Consider the following 18823-nt stretch of genomic DNA (forward strand, 5'->3'; position numbering starts at 1 on the left):
TTTGAATAATCAAAATTAGACATATTACAGCCCGCTTTATTACGGGAAACCGTAAAATCATCTTTTATTATGTAGTGATTTAACTACCTGAAACTTACACATCTGTTAGGTTACTCTCCCCTTGTTGAGCGAGCGTCCTCGTTCGTATCCATCTACATACCTTTCTAAATAAATAACACACGAGCGAGGACGCTCGTGCAAGCATTGGAGACACACTGCTATCCCCATAAGGATCGTAACAAATGACTAAGGAAAAAACCACACAATCCATGTAATATATCATCTACACCATAGACTCCTCCTACTTCCCCATTGAAAAAACCAACAGGTACAAAAGATGGAGGGCAAAGTCATAGGATATCTCCACACCCCTCCCTAGAAGTCTCACTTTTTTTTCCAAACTTTACCTCCATTATTTCAAACACTTAATCTAGGTATTACTATGTTTTCGGTACAGACTTATCAATCCCGAAGAGCAGCGCTTCAAAAGCAAATCTCCAGTGGTGTCCTGCTCTTCTTAGGGAATATTGAGAATCCTATTAATTTCGAGCATAACACCTATCCTTTTCGTCAGGATAGTACTTTTTTATATTACTTTGGCATTCCTGCTCCTTATCTAGCTGCCATTATCGATATAGACAATGATAAAACGATCATTTTTGGCAATGAGCTGAGTATAGATGATATCGTATGGACCGGACAGCAGGAGTCGCTGAAAGATAAATCCTTAAAATGTGGAGTGCAGGAAACGCTTCCTTTCGCACAATTGGCATCATACCTACAACAAGCTAAAAAAATTGGTAGGACTATACACTACCTTCCGCCGTATCAATCCAGCAACAAACTATTGCTTGGCGAATTATTGCAGGTCAACCCGAAGGAAATAAATCCCTCTGTTCCATTTATCAAAGCCGTGGTAGCACAACGATCGATCAAAGAGAACCAAGAGATAGCTGAAATCGAAAAAGCATTGACAGTCTCTACAGAAATGCATCTATTAGCTATGCGTACGGCTCAGGTCGGTATACAGGAACGCCATATCGCCGTTGCCATCCAACACTACGCGTATGACCACAACTGTAACTTTGCTTATCCACCAATAGTGACGGTACATGGAGAGATACTTCACAATGCTTATCAACAGAACTTCCTAAAAGAAGGCGATATGATACTGAACGATTCGGGTGCGGAGACGGCTATGGGCTATGCAGCAGATCTCACCCGGACTTTCCCGGTTTCGGGGCGCTTCACTGCACGCCAACGGGACTTATATAATGTCGTACTAAAAGCTTTCGAGGGAGCGAGAGAGCGTCTGAAACCAGGGGTACAGTTTAAGGATGTACATCTGCTTGCAGCAAGACATCTTGTCGAAGGTCTTGTGGACGTAGGACTGATGAAGGGAGATCCGGAAGAGGCTGTACAGGCACATGCACACACCCTATTCTTTCAATGTGGATTAGGCCATATGATGGGGCTCGATGTACATGATATGGAAGATCTGGGCGAGCAGTATGTGGGATACACCGAGCAAGAGCCTAAGGATACGAGTACATTTGGTCTTAAATCTCTACGCCTGGGACGTGAACTACAAACAGGATTCGTGCTAACTGTCGAACCGGGGATCTACATCATACCGGAACTTATCGATATGTGGAAGAAGGAAAATAAGCTGTCCCAGTTCATTAATTATGACCTGCTGGAGTCGTACCGTGATTTTGGCGGTATACGGATAGAAGATAATTTCTTAATTACCAATGAGGGTTTCCGTATGTTAGGCCCCGAGTTAATCAAATCAGTAGAAGATATAGAAAACTATAGAACCAATCATGTACAATAAGATCACACGCATTTTACTAGCCTTATTCGCAGTTCAGCTCTTTTGTCTGGCGTCGGCGGCAGCGCAGACGCAATGGACTGAAGATGGCAATGGATACTACGATTTCTCTAAAGATGGTATCGTCATTGTCGACCTCTTGCACGCCAACAAACGAGAAGTATTTCTTGCGGCCAAAGACCTTACTCCAACAGGACAACGCTCACCACTGGAAGTGCAGAGCTTTCAATTGTCACCAGACAAAAAGACGCTCTTGTTATTTGCAAATACCAAACGGGTATGGCGCGAAAATACGAGAGGTGACTATTGGCTGTACAACCTGAACAATAAAGCGCTGACACAGTTGGGCAAGGGACTGCCGGAATCGTCATTGATGTTTGCTAAATTCTCGCCCGATGGAAAACAGGTGGCTTATGTCTCTAAACATAATATCTACATAGAAGATACCAATACGCTAGACTATAAACAGATAACGCAGGATGGCACTGATCGTATGATCAATGGTACCTTCGACTGGGCCTATGAAGAGGAATTTGGCACGAAGGACGGTTTCAGATGGTCTCCGGATGGAAAAAAAATAGCCTACTGGAAGCAGGATGCGAAAGATACACGCCATTTCTACATGATCAATAATACAGATAGCCTGTATTCGTTTATCATTCCTGTGGAGTATCCGAAGGTAGGACTCAAGCCTTCAGCTACCAGTATATGGGTGTATGACCTAAATAATAGCACCAACAAGACGATGGATATCCCTGGTGATCCCAGCCAGCATTATATCCCACGCATGGAATGGACGCTGGATGCGAAGTCTGTGATATTACAACAGCTGAACCGCAAACAGAACGAGAGTAAAATCATGCTTAGCGATGCTAATACAGGAACTAGCCATACAATACATACCGAAACTGACCCTGCTTGGATAGATATCAAAGCACGTTGGAATGACGGTGATCCCAGTGGATGGGACTGGATGGACGGAGGCAAAGCCTTTATCTGGCTCTCGGAAAAATCAGGATGGAGACAGATCTATAAAATCGATCTTCAAGGTAAGGAGACGTTGTTAAGTAAAGACAACTTTGATGTGATCCAGATAGACCGAATTGATCCCCTATCCAAAAGTATTTATTTCAGTGCTTCTCCGCTCAACGCAACCCAAAAGCATCTTTATCAGTTGTCTTTTGCAGGAGGTAAAGCAAAACGGATTACACCGGCTGAACTGAAAGGTACGAATACCTATACGATCTCGCCTAATGGAAAACTGGCTATTTTTACCCAAAATAGCACCACGGCTTATAGTAATGGTTCCGTAGTATCCCTGCCTGCTCATTCGCAGCTCATCCCTCCTACGCGGGAGATGCAAGCGGACAAAACCATACCACAAACGGAATTTTTCCAGGTGACAACGGTGGATGGAGTGACACTGGATGGCTGGATGGTGAAGCCTAAAAACTTTGACCCGCAGAAGAAATACCCGGTAGTCTTTTACGTATACGGTGAGCCTGCTTCGCAAACAGTGACGGATAACTTTTACGCAGGTAAGAACTTTCTGTATGCTGGTGATATGACCGAGGATGGTTATGTCTACATCTCGCTGGAAAACCGTGGTGCTCCTGCTCCTAAGGGACGTGAGTGGCGTAAATCCATCTATAAAAACATAGGTGTAATCAACATCAGGGACCAGGCTATGGGTGCCAAAGAAATTTTCAAGTGGGGATTTATAGATACGGACCGTGTGGCTGTATGGGGATGGTCCGGAGGTGGGGCTTCTACCCTCAATCTATTGGGGCAGTATCCGGATATATACCAAACGGGGATCTCCGTAGCACCCGTGACGAATCAACTCTTGTACGATAATATCTACCAGGAACGATACATGGGATTGCCTCAGGAAAATGAAGCTGATTTTATAAAAGGATCGGCACTGACCTATGCCAAAAATGTACGGGGCAATCTCCTACTGATTCATGGTACGGGTGATGATAATGTACACTATCAGAATGCGGAAGTATATATCAATGAGCTTATCAAACATGGTATCGCCTTTGACATGATGGCCTATCCGAACCGTAGTCATTCGATCAACGAAGGGGAAGGTACATCGGAACATTTAGCTAGACTGTACACGCGATACCTAAAGCAACACTGTCCACCAGGCGCTAAATAGCAAAAAACAAATAAAACTTGTCAGATGGCAAGTTTTATTTGTTTTATACTGACTATTATTGTGTTACCAAAAAAAACACAACAATGAAAAAGCTATTTAAGGAATACTGTCAGCCTCGTCTAAAATTGGTAATAGCCATAAGTAGTCTGCTCGTCCTATCATTACCACAATCTTTTGCATCTACGAGCAAAGACATTTTAGATCAAATACCTCAAAACTATAGTACACAAATCCTTGTCAGGCAAGATAGTGGTGATATTAGCAAGCTTATACAATACTATGAGGATACCAGTCTAGCTTTGCAAAAGAGCATTTCTGGGCTGAGTAACGAACAGCTACAATTTAAACCCGATCAAAACCACTGGTCTGTTAGTCAATGCCTAGAACATATCATACTCACTGAAAAAATGCTCTTTGACATGATACAACAACAGCTAGGAAAAGATTCTCAATCAGATCCTACAAATCAACGTAGTCAGACTGATGAAGAAATTTTAAAAACAATTACTAATCGAAGTCAAAAATTTCAGGCTCCAGAAATGTTACAACCCAAAGGTCAATACGAAAATACCAGTGTGGCTTGGGCAGATTTCGACAAAGAGCGTAAGTTAATAATAGATTACATAAAAAGTGCTGATATTGTTAAGTTACGTAGTCATTTGAGTAAATACCCTACAGGCGTAGCTGATGGGTATCAAAGTCTGCTATTTCTAGCTGCTCATACCGCCAGACATACCGCCCAGATTCAAGAAATAAAATCCAACGCCAATTTCCCAAAGTAATTGCGGATTATTCTTGACAATTTAATTGAAAGCTTGTATCTTTATTATCAAGGTGATATCTCTATTCCAGTCGTATCACCTTGATATAAATCTAAGTACATGAGAAAATTTAAATTAGATCGGACATTGGTACCTATAGCCATGTTATTATTAGTTTTTGGAATAACAAGCAATGAAACCTATATCAAGTTTACATTGATGGGTGTATCTATCCTTCTAAATTTCACGGCTCTACTAATTAATACCCAACAGATTAAAAACAAGGAATAGTATCTTGGATATTCTATGGTGCTTTTTTGCAGCACTCACTGTGCTATAGCCCATCTAAACCTTAACTTGCCTATGCACCATTGGTTATAGGTACATCAACTTACTGATTCATAGCCCCTACGACTATTTAATATTTCTTCATCACCTATATCCTATGAAGAAAATTTTGTAGTCTTGTGCTTCCGATGTTCTTTCAGTTTTTTATTATTTAATGATCATGGAACAGTATCTAACGATCATATTATAGGGGTAAATATTTATGCCAACTAAAAACACGAAAATAGCCCTTCCTGCGCCGCTTCTATCTATAGCTTGTTTACAAGGCGGAGCCTCTATTGCAAAGCAATGATTTCCAGCTATAGGTGCCATTGGTACCAACACCTTACGCATTGGATTATCTGCTATATTACTTACATTAATCAACCGTCCTCAGTTTTCTAAATTCACCGGACAATAATGGTGGTACGCTGCATTGTATAGAATCGGTATCGCGGCGATGAACCTTATTTTTTATATGTCCATACAACGTATTCCATTAGGTCTAGCCGTCACTGTCGAATTTGTAGGACCTCTTTTCTTGTCTTTATCCCTTTCACGCAAGCTACTTGATACCGCTTGGGCTCTCCTAGCCTGTATAGGTATATTACTGATCGTTCCCTGGACAAATAGTGATGTAGACCTCATAGGATCTGGTATTAGCTTTATTAGCAGGTACGTTCTGGGCCATGTATATCGTCGTGGGAAGCAAAGTATCGAAAGTCATGGAGAGTAAAGACGCAGTAACAACAGGTATGCTATTTGCGACGTTAATCATCATTCCATTCTCCCTTTGGGATGGCGCTATATTTCAGGTTACCCCTCTATTACTATTTAATGGATTTGGTGCCGCTATTTTCTCTAGTGCGCTCCCATTTTCTTTAGACCTCGTCGCGGTTAAGCATCTAACTTATAGGACTTTCAGTATCTTAACAAGTCTAGAACCAGCTTTTGCAGCTTTTTTAGGATTGCTTTTTCTGCAAGAAGCCCTTACATTTTCACAATGGCTATCCATCTGTTTTGTTATAACGGTCAAATGCTATACCTGTATACCAGAGATAAGACGCCAGATCATATGGCCACAGTTAGCTTCTGCGGGGACACAAGTTACAATGCATAGATCCAATAGCTTTTGCTATAGCGATGTAAGAACAGGCTATTGTTGATTATATGTGTAGAGAAACCGCGATTCAAAAGTGTCCAATCTTTTTTATAAAGGAATCCTCGATGTTGTGGGATAGTTAATCCTCTCTGACTTGGCAGTGCCTGACAACATATGTGAGGGCTGTTTACAGCACATATATTCGGAAACTGTTTTTATTACCCTTCCATGGGAGGCTATCTACATCAATAATACCGAACGAAAACAATCCATTCCGGTGGTAGCAGCAACTTATAAATCGATGTGCGCAACCTATGAAAGCTTGGGGTACCCCTAATTGAAGTACCCAAGCTATCCGTAGCACAGCGAGCAGATTTCATTCTACCGCAACTTGAATAAATTCCTCGTAGATCTCTATTTATTCAAAATTAAAGCGCTGTATCCGTACCGCATTCAGAATCGCCAATAAAGCTACCCCTACATCTGCAAATACCGCTTCCCACATCGTAGCCAGACCTCCTGCTCCTAGCACAAGAACAATAGCCTTTACCACAAAAGCCAGTACAATATTTTGCCATACGATACGTTTAGTTTTCTTGCCAATACGTATAGCAATAGGAATTTTACTCGGTCTATCATCTTGTATGACCACATCGGCCGTCTCAATAGTAGCATCACTGCCCAATCCGCCCATTGCTATCCCCACATCACTGAGCGCCACTACCGGAGCATCATTGACACCATCACCAACGAATGCCACCGATTCGCCCTTACTTTTAATCTCCTCAACTCGCTTTACTTTGTCTTCTGGCAACAAATCTCCGAAAGCATGGTCTATACCAAGTTCCTTAGCGACATACTGCACTACCGAGCTCTTATCACCACTTAACATAGTAGCTTTGACTCCGCTCCTATGTAATTGTCTAATCGTCTTTAACGCGTCGTCTTTGATCCGATCCGAAATAGTGATATATCCCGCAAACTGCCCTCCGTAAGCGATTGCGATGACTGTGAAGACGATAGAAGCAGGATCGATATCGTAATCGATAGAAAACTTGTCCATCAATCTAAAATTACCCACCAACAGCTCCCTGCCTTTTACGGAGGCCTTCAACCCATGTCCAGCTATCTCCTCTACCTCTTCGAGCACAAGACTATGATCCAGATCACCTACATAATTATGGATAGCTGTCGCCACAGGATGCGAACTTTTACTTTCCAAGCTATTGACCATAGCTAGGATTTCCTTTCTGTCAAATCCATCTGCTAACTCGAGCTTCTGTACTTCGAAAACACCTTCCGTCATAGTGCCGGTTTTGTCCATCACCACGTTCTGTATGTCTGATAGAACATCTAAAAAGTTGGATCCTTTAATTAAGATTCCATTGCGGCTAGCAGCTCCAATCCCTCCAAAGTATCCCAACGGAATTGATATTACTAAAGCACAAGGACAGGAGATCACTAAAAACACCAATGCCCTATAAAGCCATACAGTAAACTGATAATCCGTAACGAAGAGTGCGGGTAATAAGGCTATGGCGACAGCCAAAAAGACAACAATAGGCGTATAAATCTTGGCAAACCTGGAGATAAACAATTCTGTAGGTGCTTTTTTGTTACTGGCATTCTGCACCATCTCCAAAATCCTACTCAATTTGCTATCTGCATAAGCCGTAGTAACCAGCACATTAACTAGGGTATCTAGATTGATCATTCCTGCCAGTACTACTTCGCCCTCATATTTGGTATCAGGTTTACTCTCTCCAGTGAGGGCAGCGGTATTAAATACTGCTTTTTCATTCATCAGGATACCATCCAAACCTAGTTTTTCACCAGCTTTAAGCTGTATGACATCATTGATTCGTACATCTTTCGCTTTGATCTGCAACGCTACTCCATTACGCATCACTGTAGCTTGATCAGGCCTTTGGTCTAGCAAAGACTTAATATTAGATTTAGCACGCGACACTGCCAGTGTCTGAAAGCTCTCTCCAACGGCATAAAATAACATCACAGCAACGCCTTCCGGGTATTCACTAATCGCAAAAGCACCTAATGTCGCAATCCCCATCAGGAAAAACTCAGAGAAAAAATTACCCCTAAATATACTTACCACAGCATCCTTTAAAACGGGGAGTCCCACCGGGACATAAGCGACTAGATACCAAAGTACCCTAACCCAACCTTTGAACCATTCCTTCGGATAATAATTATCGATACCTAGAGCTACCAACAATAAGACCAAACTCATAATAGCTGGTATAAATAGCCTTAAATAATTCCCAGTCCCCAAATCATGACTATGGTCGTGATCTTCGTCGTGAGAATCCGCTTCGACATCATGCGTGCAGCAATCGCCTTTCTCCTTTCTATTTTTTGAACCTACAAGTTCGGAAGCCCCCGCTTTGTCGTATATTTTCTGACTTTGTGTACAACAAAGCTGTCTCCCCATTTCGTCATATCGATGTTTATGTTCGTCCATACTGTTAATTTCATCAAATTTTGTTGTATTAATGTGAATGTCCGCCTGTATTACTTAATTTTGCATTGATAAAGAAAGCTCCTTTAGTGACTACCTGTGTATCCTTCGCCAGATCAGAGACTGGAGTTATCGCAGTGTACCCCAAATCAGACACACCTATGGCGACTTCAATCTTTTCAAAATTGACTCCATCTCCTTCCTTTTCTCCTTTCGCATGATTATGTTCATGGCCTTCTCCCTCTTTATGTTCATGCCCCTCTTCTTCGTGATGGACCTCACCTTCTTTATCGGTCATTATAAAAATATAATACTTACCATCCGCTTCGACGAGGGCATCATTGGGAACCGCAAGTGATTTTTTTGTATTCAAATCCAATACACCGATCGTATTCATACCATCAATCAACCCATCCTTATTGCCTAATACGTCACAATGCACGGCAACAGACTTGCTCTCATTTTCAAATGAAGCACCTATTCTGAAAACCTTTGCTTTATACGTCAATCCAGGATTATTAGTCAGTGTAAAATCAATAACTTGACCAATCTTCACATTCGGCAAGTCTTTTTCAAACACCTGCAAGTCGAGATGAAGCAGACTATTATCAACAATTTCTATCACGGGGGAAGAGACGTCGACATAGCTACCTATCTTGGCAAAGACATTGCTAACTGTTCCGTTTATAGGACTTTTGACCAATAAAGAAGATCTTAAATTGCTATTAGAAAGGTTCTTTGCGTCAATCCCCATCAATTCAATCTGCTGCTGTAAAGACGCTCTTCGGGTACGTAGCGTATTCATTGTCGTCTTTGCTGACTGTAAGTTCTTACCTGCTCCTGCATTTGAAGCGTTTAGCTCCTCTTGCCGTTGCAATTCCTGCTCGGCCAATATAATCTGACTTGACACCGTCAGGTACTCTTCTTGTAGCTGAATAAATTGTGGGTTAGTGATAGTGGCGATGGTTTGTCCTTTCCGCACATAATCCCCCAACTGTACCGTAAGGCTCTTGATGACTCCACCGTACAATGATGTCGCATTAGCCTTATTACTATTGGGCACACTCAATTGGCCATTGACCTTGATCGTGGAAGATAGGTTTCGATATTCCAGTCCAGACCATGTGATACCTACCGAAGCGATCTGTTCCATATTTAGAGACGCTATAAGTGACTCCTCTTCATCATGCCCTCCGGCCTCCTTCTCTTCAGTCCCCGTGTGTTCGTTACCTGTATTCTCCGATTTATTTCCCTTACAAGCAACTGCCAATAACAGAACAGCAATAACCGGTAATATTTTTATATTTAATTTCATCCGTGTCTCTATTTATTAGTCAAATAATTAATCTGTATAGCCGACTTATTGTACAGGTTCAACGCATCGAGATGATTTTGTCGAATCGCAATGGCCTGCCCTAAAAATTGGCTGAGTTCAGCAAAAGCAATTTCGCCTGTATTGTAACTCAATGTTGCAGCTTTAATAATTTCATTGGCTTGCCTAAGTCCTGAAGTTTCATAAAACTTAAGCAATGCATTATTTTTATCCATTTCGGCCAATGCGACCGATTGATCAGTCCGTAACTGCTGTTTGGCATAAAGCAAAGTCTCTTCTTGAGCTTTGACTTCAGCCTGTGCCGCACGTACTTTATTACGGGCCGCCGAAATACCAAATAACGGGAAAGAGGCACCTACTGAGAAGCCCGTTATCGGGTCGTTCATCCCTAAAAACCGCTGGGAAAAAAAACGGCCTGAAAAATCGGGCATATTACTGTTTTTTTGTAACTGAACATTAGAGGATGCGACAGCAATACTTTGTTGTTGTATCGCTAATATCGGATGCAATACACCTTCTTCTAAAGTCACCATTTTGATCTTTTGCATAGGTTCTGCGACCGGAAGTATCCATTCATTGCGGTTGGTCAATAACATTAACTGTTGCTGCTCTACCACCATATCTTTCTTATTCTGTTCGATCTGCGCACGAAGTTCATTCAGCTTTGCTTCTGCCGCGATACGATCTAGCATAGCCACATCTCCCGTCCTTACACGCAGATCAGTAGCTTTAAATAAATTATTATAAATGCTATCCAATTGAATAAGTAGCTGCTGTCGGTCCTGCAAATACCACAGTTGAAAATACGCAGTCCGGACATCTCGTCTTATTATTGCAGATAGTAAATCCCTATTTAGTTCCACATACTTCAGCTGTTCGATAAAATACTTCCTTCGCGCGGCGTACAATCCCGGCCAAGCAATATCCTGTGATATACCAATATTAAAGTTTCCATTTTTATTCGAAGGTTGCATTTCCTCGTTCTGAGCAAAAATATTGACTTTTGCGATATCGTTTGCTGTCTTTACCGTATATCCTGCCACTTCTACTTCGGCTTGATTCATTTTATACTGTAAATTGTTTTTTAAGGCACTATCGATCAAAACATCCACAGAAACCCGATTCTGAGCATTTGCAAATAACAAGCCCATGCCCACGAAGAAAATAGTCATAGTGGTTTTCATAACATCCTGCTTGCGTATTTTTAATTTTGAATTAAATATAATATATAATAAAGGGAGCACAAACAAAGTCAAGAAGGTTGCAGTGACCAGCCCTCCAATGACCACCGTCGCCAAAGGCTTTTGGACTTCGGCACCAGCGCTCGTACTGATGGCCATCGGTAAAAAACCGAGAGAAGCTACAGTGGCAGTCATCAATACCGGACGCAATCGGATTAAAGTCCCTTCCCGTACACGTTGCAACACATCAGTAACTCCATCTTTTTGCAGTTGATTGAATGTGCCTATCAGCACTATTCCATTTAACACAGCTACTCCAAATAGGGCGATGAAACCGATTCCGGCGCTGATACTGAAAGGCATATCTCGTAGTAAAAGTGCAAAGACTCCACCGATAGCACTCATTGGGATAGCGGTAAATATTAATATTGCCTGTTTGAAAGAGTGAAAAGTAAAATACAATAACATAAATATCAACAATAAAGCTATTGGCACGGCAATCAATAGACGAGCGGACGCTTTCTGGAGATTTTCAAACTGACCGCCATAGGTAAAATAGTATCCCGGAGGTAGCTTCACCGTCTCCAACTTCTGTTGTATATCTTCGACTACAGACTGCACATCACGCCCCGACACATTAAATCCAACGACGATCCTTCGCTTTCCGGATTCTCTACTGATCTGAGCAGGACCAAGTTTGTAATCTATATCCGCCAATTGGAATAAAGGGACTTGCACACCACTAGAAGTCGGCACCAACAGATTTCTAACATCGTCAATACTGCTTCTATGCGTACTATCCAACCGGACAACCAAATCAAAGCGACGTTCATTTTCGTAGACACTTCCAGTACTCTTGCCCGCAAAAGCCGTACTTACAATATCGTTGACATCTTGGATTGTCAATCCATAATTGGCAATACGGGTACGGTCATAGACGATATTGATTTGCGGTAGACCACTTACTCGTTCGATCTGTGGTGGCGTAGCCCCCTCTACAGTCTGTATGACAGCGCCTACCTGATTGGCATAAGTTGCCAAAGTATCCATATTCTCACCAAAAATTTTCACAGCGACATCCTGACGGATACCGGTCATCAGTTCGTTAAAACGCATCTGTATCGGTTGGTTTTTCTCGAAGAAGACTCCAGGGATTACCTCCAGTTTTTCTAGAATAGCATCACCGAGTTCTTTATACGTCCTACCCGATTTCCATTCACTCTGCGGTTTCAGGATTACCATCATATCGGTAGCCTCAGGAGGCATCGGGTCGGTAGGTACCTCGGCCGCTCCTGTCTTACCGACGACCATGCGCACCTCCTCAAATTCTTTAATAATGCGGGAGGCCTTCATAGAGGTTTCAATACTCTGATTAAGCGAACTCCCCTGAGGTAAGATACAGTGAAAGGCATAATCCCCCTCTTCCAGCTGTGGAATAAATTCACCTCCCATTCTACTGAATAGAAACATAGAAAATCCAAACACCAATACAGTCAACCCTACTACAATATACTTAACCTTAATTACATTTTCCAATACTGGTTTATACCAGCCCTGAAGTTTGGCAATCATCTTATCGCTAAACGTATTCTTACGGCTGTTCTTTTTCGGTAAGTACAGGGCACACATCATAGGAATATACGTCAACGAAAGAATCAACGCTCCAAAGATTGCAAAGCCCACTGTTTTGGCCATTGGCGTAAACATTTTACCTTCTACCCCAACTAAAGTTAAGATCGGAATGTATACAATAAGGATAATAATCTCCCCAAAAGCCGCACTTGTCCTTATTTTCGATGCCGACTCGAATACTTCGTCGTCCATCTGTGTCTGAGTAAGTCGCTCTGTTGTCTTACGTAATCCCAGATGATGTAGCGTAGCCTCTACCACGATGACCGCTCCGTCCACAATCAAGCCAAAATCAATAGCGCCTAGACTCATCAAATTCGCACTCACCCCGAATACATTCATCATCCCAAGAGCAAATAGTAAGGACAATGGAATAGCCGATGCTACTATCAACCCTGCTCTTAGGTTTCCTAAGAACAACACCAATACGAATATAACAATAAGAGCCCCCTCAATAAGGTTCTTTTCAACAGTTTGTATAGCCCTATCTACCAAATCAGTACGATCGAGATAAGCCTCTATTACTACATCATCAGGGAGAGATTTCTGAATCGTAGGTAGCTTCTCCTTGATACGCTGAACCACTTCATTACTATTTTCTCCCTTGAGCATCATGACCACTCCTCCAACCGCGTCCACCTCCCCATTGTAGGTCAGTGCACCATAACGTACGGCGCTTCCAAATCGCACATCAGCCACATCCTTTATATATACCGGCACTTCACCTACCGTCTTGATCGCAATATTTCCTACATCTTCCAATGAGGTGACCAATCCTACACCGCGTATAAAATAAGCATTGGGCTGTTTATCGATATAAGCACCACCCGTGTTCTGGTTGTTCTTTTCAAGTGCAATGAAAAGCTCAGGGATGCTCACATTCATCGCTCGCAACCGATCGGGATTGACAGCGACCTCGTATTGTTTCAACTGTCCACCGAAACTGTTAATTTCCGCAATACCAGGCGTACCATACAATTGCCTAGCGACAATCCAATCCTGCATTTCGCGAAGACTCTTGGCATCGTATTTACTTTCGCTTCCTTTCTTGGGATGGATAATATACTGATACACCTCACCTAGCCCCGTACTCACAGGAGCCATCTCGGGACTACCAACACCTTCCGGTATCTTTTCAACGGCTTCTTTTAGTTTTTCATTGATCAGCTGCCTGGCGAAGTAGATATCTACTTCTTCTTGAAACACAACGGTGATCACCGATAGACCGAATCTGGAAATACTCCGGATCTCCTCCACATTGGGGACGTTGGCTATACTCTGTTCGATCGGAAATGTGACCAATTGTTCTACCTCCTGACCTGCCAGTGTTGGCACAGAAGTAAATATCTGCACCTGATTATTCGTGATATCAGGCACCGCATCTATAGGCAATTTTGTCGCACTCCAGCTTCCCCAAATAATGAGCGACAAGGTCATCAACCCTATGATGATTTTATTCTTTATACTAAATCGGATAATACTATCTAACACGATAATTCAAATTAAGTCTTTAACCCTATTATAAACGAAATTATGAGCATCAAATCTTTGCGGATAATAACTATTGAATGAACCTATAAGAAGACAACAATTAATACTAAATATTGTTGAAAGTATCGTATATTAAATTTCAATAAAATTGACTCCGTACATACAGGTGTATGTATATCTTAAGATTTGACTAGACTTGAAATTTAGGAGGTTGCCAAACACTTCCACTATAGTCAAAAATGGATGTTTCCTTTTTGAAAAATTGATCTTCGATCTGATAAATCAAGGGTTGTTCAGGGCTCTCGTACCAAAAGCAAGATACTTCTGTAATGTGAGCTCCACAGCAAGAACAACCGCACAAGGGGGTACAAGTATCGCCTTGTTCGTGATCATGAGAATCGGAATCTAAATGTGTTAAGTGTGTTGGTGTTTGTGCAGAGAGCTGGTCTGTACAGGGCACCATAGCCAGTACAAAGATATAAATGGACAATATAGAGGTCAACCATCTCAACACGAACAATATTACATATTTCTCACAAAACATCCAAATAATAAACGCCTATCCCACACGATCAATAGCTTAGTTTACATCGTCCAAACAAGGATGACAACCCATTAGAGTGAGAAAAAACCAGATATGTAACAATAGAATAACATATATAACTGTGATTAAATATTGCTTACTATAAAAGTAAACAATATTACACATGAAAACACTAGTATTAAGCTTCGTATGAGTCTTAAGTTATAAAGCAATTTCGTACAATCTGCTTCGACAGAAGAGGTATTAAATTCCGCTGTTGCGAAAGCTGCAAAGGAAAACAAAAATGTGCAGACCTTATTTCACGTATCTTGGTGCGGATGGTGCCATAAGATGAAACCTAGTCCGAATCATCCAGCCATAAAAGCCTACTTCGACAAAAACTATGTCGTTGCAGATTTTACGGTATACGAGAGAAAAGAGAAAGAAAACCTAGAAAAAACCAGAGCCACTGATCTCCTGAAAAAATACAACAATGCTGATCAAGGTTTGCAAAGCCGGCTTGTCTTTGACAACAAGAAAAATTTGATTGCAGACCCGCAAAGCAGACCTCAAGGTGCCACATTGACTACAAAGGGACAAAATATGGGCTACCCTGCTGCACCAGAAGAAATCTTGTATTTTATAAACTAACTAGAGATAAGTTCGCAACTTAGCACCAAAGAGCTTGAAGAGATTGTTACAGTTTTCCGAAAAACTCAAGCAAAGCGCTAATTAAATCTGATAGCTTCATCACAAATGAGAAACAAATATAAGCAGATGAAAACATTACTAAGATTTCTTGTCCCTCTTGTTTTGATCGGGATTATTGTGTGGCTAATAAAAGACAAATTTTCACCAAATACCAAGGTAGAAAGCAAACATCAGATTCTAGTAGAACGAATTGAAGCGATGGGAAAACTGGAATTGGTCAAATACCGATTTAGCGACGTAATCGAGCACAAAAATATAAGCACCTATCTACCGGAAGCCAGTGTCTTACTTATCGTAAAAGCGGACGCAGTCGGTTGTATCGATCTCAGGAAACTTAAAGCAGAAGATGTCGTAGTGTCCGGAGAATCTGCGTCTATCACCCTGCCAAAGGCAGAACTTTGTTATGTTAGGATTGACCACAAGGCGTCTAAAGTATACGACACTAAAATGGCTTTCTTTAGAGAGGCGGACTTAGTAGATGAAGCATTCAAAGGTGCAGAGGTCGAGATCACCAAACAGGTTCAAAAATCAGACATACTCGCACAAACACAGTCCAATGCGCAACATGTATTACAACCTCTGCTAGAAGGACTTGGATTTAAAAAAGTAAACCTTACTTTCAAGTAGTTTTACATACTTTAGGTTTCAGACCTAGACGTGCAAACATCGTCATATCTTCCGACATTCCGGGATTAGGGGTTACGAGTAGCGTTTCCCTTTCTCCACTGAAAATAGAGTTGGCTCCTGCCATAAAACACCAGGCCTGTTCGGTTTCGGTCATTTCGACACGACCGGCGCTGAGTCTCACGGTCGATGCGGGCATAATGATACGTGCTGTAGCTATCATTCTTACCATATCCCAGATCTCTACTTTCGGATTATTCTCCAACGGAGTCCCTTTGACACGCGCCAATGCATTAATTGGAACTGATTCGGGATGCAATTCCATTGTGGCCAAGGTGAGCAGCATCGCTATTCGGTCGGCTGTGGTCTCTCCCAGGCCGATAATACCTCCCGAACAAACCGTAACGCCAGCCTTTCGTACATTGTTGATCGTATTGATCCTATTGTCGAAGGTCCGGGTAGAGATAATCTCATCGTAGTACTCTTCTGAAGTATCCAGATTGTGGTTATAGGCGTACAAGCCGGCTTCCTGCAGTCTTTTTGCTTGACTTTCTGTCAACATTCCCAAGGTGCAACATACTTCTAGACCGATAGCATTCACCCCTTTCACCATATCGATAATACGGTCAAAATCCCGATTGTCACGTACCTCGCGCCAAGCGGCAGCCATACAGAATCGTGAGGAACCATTTTCCTTGGCCTTTCGTGCATGTGACAGCACCGTCTCTGTAGGCAGAAGCGCCTGTACCTTGATGTCCGTATGATAGCGGGCTGCCTGTCCGCAATATGAGCAGTCTTCTGGACAGCCACCTGTTTTTACCGAGAGAAGCGTTGATACCTGTACCTCTTGCGGATCATGCCACATACGGTGTACCGAAGCCGCTTCGTAGACCAGCTCCATTAGTGGCTTATTGTAGATGGCAAGTAGTTCTGCTCTAGTCCAATCGTGTCTTAAAAGCTGTTTTTGTAGTATTTTCTTCATTATAGCCGCAAATCTACAATCATTGCCCATAAAGATGCTGATCCACTTTTGAGATTTCAGATAGTCCGGTATAACTAGTTTTAGCTCTTCTTCTCAAAAAGCTTATTTTCAGATTCGGTCCGCAGCTTTTCCATCAGCCTTTCTAACTCCTTCACCTTGTTCTTATTCTGTCCGCTTAGATCATTCTTTTCGGATCTATCTTTAACGACATTATACAGTTCTGTCCTTTGAGGTTTGCCATCCTTATAAAAGCGAATAGCTTTCCAATCGCCCAAGCGAACAGCTTGCTTAAATCCACCTTCATTAAATTCCCAGTACAGTGGCCTGTTTACTTTTTGCCTACGAGATGTGAGTTCCTTCGAAAAGGAGATCCCATCTACATTGGTTGGTACCTGCGTTTGTGCTATATCGGCAAATGTAGGCAAGATGTCCCAAAACGTAGCCATGTAGTCACTTACCGTGCCGGGCTTAATATGTCCCGGCCATTTGGCTATAAAAGGTGTACGGATACCTCCTTCATAAAGATCTCGCTTTACACCACGCAGTCCCCCAGTGCTCTCGAATACCCGTATGATATCGTCCATAGTCCTTCCTCCCTCTTTATGAGTGCCGTTATCACTGCTAAAGATCACTAGGGTATTGTCTGATATTCCTAATTCGTCAAGCTTGGCCAATATCCATCCTGTATAATCATCCATACTCGTCACCATCGCAGCATAGGCAGCTTTTGGATAGCGCTGCTCCCCGTAATGCTGTCCAGCAGGTTGTGCCTTCTCTGGAGCAAACACGCTGGTACCATCCACATCTAGATAAGGTTGTAAATATCTTTCAGGCACCTTGAGTTCGGCATGAGGTACCGTAAATGATACATACAGAAAGAATGGATTATCCTTATTTCGCTCTATAAAACTTACAGCTTCTTTGGCGAAAAGTTCATTCACATAGGTATCTTTATCTAACTTTACCTTAACGCTATGTCCATTTTGAAGGCTCCATATAGAGTCACTCAATTGAAAATGCCCTTCTACATGGTGTAAAAATCCGGTAAAGAAATCCCAGTTTTTATTTTCGGGTGCACCAGTAGTTCCTGCTAATCCCAACCCCCATTTCCCGACCATACCGTTGGTATAACCAGCCCGTTTCAGTACCTGCGTGATAATGGTGTCTTGACTTCTAAGAGGGATCTCACCATTTCCACGGATGTATACCTTTCCGGTATGCTGTCCTGTCATCAAACTTGCTCTAGATGGTGCACATACCGTGCTACCGGCATAAAACTGGGTATATCTTCTGCCCTCTGCAGCCAAACGGTCAAGAACTGGTGTTTTAATATATTTTTGTCCATAGCTCCCGATATCGCCATAGCCCATATCATCTGCCAGAATAAAAATAATATTGGGCTTTATAGCCTTTTTTTGTGCTTGAAGTGGAGAAATTAGTATCAAGAGGGCTACTAATGACATAAAAGGTTTAAGTATTTCCATTGTTCGAATATACACAATTTACCATAATGCTCCTAGTTCATACTATCGCGAGTTTTTCCCTAGCGTCGGCCTAATAACAATTTAGAGGAGTCGTCCAGTTAACGAAATATACTATCGTCATAAAGCGTCTATACGGCACTCACCGCCAGGAGCTTATTCAATTGTACAGGATACTCCTTTACGCCTTCATACGTC

The 18823-nt window shown here is 42.1% G+C and carries 13 protein-coding genes and 1 pseudogene; 8 read left to right on the top strand and 6 right to left on the bottom strand.

Annotated elements, in window-relative coordinates; all coding sequences use genetic code 11:
• The first annotated feature begins 442 nt into the window (after positions 1–442).
• The 6 genes from G7B18_RS00110 (at position 443) to G7B18_RS19015 (ending at position 6255) form a co-directional block, all read left to right on the top strand.
• On the top strand, positions 443–1837 hold the full coding sequence (locus G7B18_RS00110; RefSeq protein WP_164121804.1) for an aminopeptidase P family protein: 1395 nt from the start codon (positions 443–445) through the stop codon (positions 1835–1837).
• A complete protein-coding gene (locus G7B18_RS00115) occupies positions 1827–4001 on the top strand; it encodes a S9 family peptidase (RefSeq protein ID WP_164121805.1) in 2175 nt (724 codons plus the stop codon). Before G7B18_RS00110 ends, G7B18_RS00115 begins: the two co-directional genes overlap by 11 nt.
• An 83-nt stretch (positions 4002–4084) precedes the next feature.
• The gene (locus tag G7B18_RS00120) at positions 4085–4783 is read left to right on the top strand and encodes a DinB family protein (RefSeq protein ID WP_164111820.1); all 699 of its coding nucleotides are present in this window, start codon (positions 4085–4087) and stop codon (positions 4781–4783) included.
• Positions 4784–4882: 99 nt separating this feature from the next.
• Positions 4883–5053 (top strand): hypothetical protein, encoded by a 171-nt coding sequence (locus G7B18_RS00125; protein ID WP_164111821.1) that lies wholly within the window; start codon positions 4883–4885, stop codon positions 5051–5053.
• 496 nt (positions 5054–5549) lie between these two features.
• The gene (locus G7B18_RS19010; protein WP_240452723.1) at positions 5550–5825 is read left to right on the top strand and encodes a hypothetical protein; all 276 of its coding nucleotides are present in this window, start codon (positions 5550–5552) and stop codon (positions 5823–5825) included.
• A complete protein-coding gene (locus G7B18_RS19015) occupies positions 5779–6255 on the top strand; it encodes an EamA family transporter (RefSeq protein ID WP_240452724.1) in 477 nt (158 codons plus the stop codon). Before G7B18_RS19010 ends, G7B18_RS19015 begins: the two co-directional genes overlap by 47 nt.
• A 354-nt stretch (positions 6256–6609) precedes the next feature.
• On the opposite strand, the gene G7B18_RS00135 is transcribed toward G7B18_RS19015, so the two are convergent.
• From G7B18_RS00135 to G7B18_RS19330, 4 genes are all read right to left on the bottom strand, one after another.
• The gene (locus tag G7B18_RS00135) at positions 6610–8673 is read right to left on the bottom strand and encodes a heavy metal translocating P-type ATPase (RefSeq protein ID WP_164111822.1); all 2064 of its coding nucleotides are present in this window, start codon (positions 8671–8673) and stop codon (positions 6610–6612) included.
• A gap of 28 nt (positions 8674–8701) precedes the next feature.
• Positions 8702–9985, bottom strand: a complete 1284-nt coding sequence (locus tag G7B18_RS00140; protein WP_164111823.1) for an efflux RND transporter periplasmic adaptor subunit — start codon at positions 9983–9985, stop codon at positions 8702–8704.
• Positions 9986–9993: 8 nt separating this feature from the next.
• A complete protein-coding gene (locus G7B18_RS00145; protein WP_164111824.1) occupies positions 9994–14304 on the bottom strand; it encodes a CusA/CzcA family heavy metal efflux RND transporter in 4311 nt (1436 codons plus the stop codon).
• Between the two features lie 190 nt (positions 14305–14494).
• A complete protein-coding gene (locus G7B18_RS19330; protein WP_164121806.1) occupies positions 14495–14848 on the bottom strand; it encodes a DUF6660 family protein in 354 nt (117 codons plus the stop codon).
• A gap of 255 nt (positions 14849–15103) precedes the next feature.
• Here G7B18_RS19330 and G7B18_RS00155 point away from each other — a divergent pair.
• Positions 15104–15478, top strand: a pseudogene (locus G7B18_RS00155) (hypothetical protein); the annotation flags it as partial.
• 126 nt (positions 15479–15604) lie between these two features.
• Positions 15605–16165, top strand: a complete 561-nt coding sequence (locus G7B18_RS00160; RefSeq protein ID WP_164121807.1) for a DUF4230 domain-containing protein — start codon at positions 15605–15607, stop codon at positions 16163–16165.
• On the opposite strand, the gene bioB is transcribed toward G7B18_RS00160, so the two are convergent.
• Positions 16158–17144, bottom strand: coding sequence for a biotin synthase BioB (gene bioB, locus G7B18_RS00165; RefSeq protein WP_205600218.1), 987 nt, complete (start codon positions 17142–17144; stop codon positions 16158–16160). The genes G7B18_RS00160 and bioB overlap by 8 nt on opposite strands.
• Positions 17145–17224: 80 nt before the next feature.
• A complete protein-coding gene (locus tag G7B18_RS00170; protein WP_240452725.1) occupies positions 17225–18607 on the bottom strand; it encodes an arylsulfatase in 1383 nt (460 codons plus the stop codon).
• Positions 18608–18823: the final 216 nt, after the last annotated feature.

The organism is Sphingobacterium sp. xlx-130 (assembly GCF_011007405.1).
GTDB classification, from domain to species: Bacteria; Bacteroidota; Bacteroidia; order Sphingobacteriales; family Sphingobacteriaceae; genus Sphingobacterium; species Sphingobacterium luzhongxinii.

Coding starts and splice junctions, on each gene's coding strand:
- G7B18_RS00110 (WP_164121804.1), top strand. CDS start 443: ATGTTTTCGGTACAGACTTATCAATCCCGAAGAGCAGCGCTTCAAAAG.
- G7B18_RS00115 (WP_164121805.1), top strand. CDS start 1,827: ATGTACAATAAGATCACACGCATTTTACTAGCCTTATTCGCAGTTCAG.
- G7B18_RS00120 (WP_164111820.1), top strand. CDS start 4,085: ATGAAAAAGCTATTTAAGGAATACTGTCAGCCTCGTCTAAAATTGGTA.
- G7B18_RS00125 (WP_164111821.1), top strand. CDS start 4,883: ATGAGAAAATTTAAATTAGATCGGACATTGGTACCTATAGCCATGTTA.
- G7B18_RS19010 (WP_240452723.1), top strand. CDS start 5,550: ATGAACCTTATTTTTTATATGTCCATACAACGTATTCCATTAGGTCTA.
- G7B18_RS19015 (WP_240452724.1), top strand. CDS start 5,779: ATGTATATCGTCGTGGGAAGCAAAGTATCGAAAGTCATGGAGAGTAAA.
- G7B18_RS00135 (WP_164111822.1), bottom strand. CDS start 8,673: ATGGACGAACATAAACATCGATATGACGAAATGGGGAGACAGCTTTGT.
- G7B18_RS00140 (WP_164111823.1), bottom strand. CDS start 9,985: ATGAAATTAAATATAAAAATATTACCGGTTATTGCTGTTCTGTTATTG.
- G7B18_RS19330 (WP_164121806.1), bottom strand. CDS start 14,848: ATGTTTTGTGAGAAATATGTAATATTGTTCGTGTTGAGATGGTTGACC.
- G7B18_RS00160 (WP_164121807.1), top strand. CDS start 15,605: ATGAAAACATTACTAAGATTTCTTGTCCCTCTTGTTTTGATCGGGATT.
- bioB (WP_205600218.1), bottom strand. CDS start 17,144: ATGAAGAAAATACTACAAAAACAGCTTTTAAGACACGATTGGACTAGA.
- G7B18_RS00170 (WP_240452725.1), bottom strand. CDS start 18,607: ATGTCATTAGTAGCCCTCTTGATACTAATTTCTCCACTTCAAGCACAA.